The 1,520-nt window shown below is 38.8% G+C and carries 3 protein-coding genes; 1 reads left to right on the top strand and 2 read right to left on the bottom strand.

The window, feature by feature from the left end; translation table 11 throughout:
- Window positions 1–124: 124 nt before the first annotated feature.
- Both CBG25_RS05930 and CBG25_RS05935 read right to left on the bottom strand, forming a co-directional pair.
- Window positions 125–259 carry a hypothetical protein gene (locus tag CBG25_RS05930; protein WP_290605281.1) on the bottom strand — a complete coding sequence of 45 codons (135 nt, stop codon included), beginning with the start codon at window positions 257–259 and terminating at the stop codon, window positions 125–127.
- A 24-nt stretch (window positions 260–283) separates the two neighbouring features.
- Complete coding sequence (locus tag CBG25_RS05935) at window positions 284–595, bottom strand: hypothetical protein (RefSeq protein WP_290605283.1); 312 nt, start codon at window positions 593–595, stop codon at window positions 284–286.
- A gap of 383 nt (window positions 596–978) precedes the next feature.
- Here CBG25_RS05935 and CBG25_RS05940 point away from each other — a divergent pair, with 383 nt between their 5' ends.
- A complete protein-coding gene (locus CBG25_RS05940; RefSeq protein ID WP_290605285.1) occupies window positions 979–1,200 on the top strand; it encodes a hypothetical protein in 222 nt (73 codons plus the stop codon).
- Window positions 1,201–1,520 lie beyond the last annotated feature (320 nt).

Here is a 1,520-nt window from a genome sequence, read left to right on the forward strand (position 1 = left end):
CATAAACGATTATCTCGTAACAGCCGCTCTTTGTTGATCATTTCAAACCTTTATTCTCTAAGTTAAACCTCTTTTTATTCTCAATAGCGTGACAAAAAATGCAAGTCTCTATTCAGCAACTAGTTTAGTGAATAAATTCAGAAATCGTCACAGGGCGTCCAATATAATGACCGATATCGAGCACAATTTTATCGAGCCGGTCACGCAATACCGCGCCAACATAAATATTTTTCCCCGGACGCGAAAGTTGTTTAAACATTATCTTTTTCCTTGATAAAGATGACTAGCGGCTTCGGCGCTTCACCGCATAGAGGTAAGTATTGGGTAAGCAACAGTTGGTAAAGCTGGCTTCTTCTTTGTTATTCGTTATGTTTAATCCTTTTCTCAACGTATAAATAAAATCGGCCAGCGTATCGGTGTTATCTTGTTTTTGCTCTAATGTTTTCCTCCATATTGAATCAATGATATCTTCGGTTGAACGGGTCTCATATCCCCGTAGAATACTGAGTCTTAATAACCGTATTTCATCGTCTTTTTTGCACTGCTGACGATAGTGCATTTGACGACGCTCACGGCAACGTTGACGCGCGTTCATTAATTTATCCCCCTAAAAGAAGATTTATGGTAAGTACACCAGAAAATACTTACTACAAATCCACCTGTTGGTGATTTGTGTACACCTGTGTCGGCATACATCCAGCCAGAAAGCGTTAAATAAGCTCCGCCTTGATAATAAAAATCAAGGCTACCGGCGATCAACCCGTTATTCCGTCGCTAATTTTTTAGCGGCGAGATAACGCCACGAGTTTCGCACCAATAAAAAAACGCTCTATTTTTAAGTTTAATTCAGCATGATATATAAATAGTCAAAACCTTATAAATCAAATACAACTTATTGTAATTTAAGAAAATTTATGTTTTTTAGTAACTTGCAGATTAATCATTGCTTTTAAGCCATTTTTAGAATTTTATATGCCTGTGCGAAACTCGTGGGTAAAAAAGGCACTGGCTCAGGAAGAGAAAAAACCTGTAAAAGTAGTGACATTTTCCAGCCTCAGCCAAGCACTGCTCAATACGGACCCTTTTAAATGTATTCTGTGTGGCGGGAAAATGGTCTATCAGCGGGTCTTGTATGGGCTGGTAACAAAGGATCTGGTTGCTAACGCAGTGGAAATAGCGCGAATGCGTTACGTGATGTAATGCAGGGAAGATCTGCCTGAATTCAGCAAATTCGTTCAAAAATCAGTCGATTAGCCAACAAATAATGATCTCACTCCCTCTTGTGCTGAAAAAAACAGCAAATCTTACCGACTGTGATCCCTATTTCATACGGCCTCAGGATCTTTGAAATTCCTAGGCGTAAATTAGCATTATGTCTGGTTGTTAATTCCTCTGCGCCAATTCCCAAACGAAATGCAACAAAGTAAATCCTTGGTCATACATAGATAAAATTACTGTAATGACCCCATAAGAGATACTGTTGTATGAAGGGAAAACATTTGAACTTACATGAGCGTTTT

The organism is Arsenophonus sp. ENCA (genome assembly GCF_002287155.1).
Classification (GTDB): Bacteria; Pseudomonadota; Gammaproteobacteria; order Enterobacterales; family Enterobacteriaceae; genus Arsenophonus; species Arsenophonus nilaparvatae.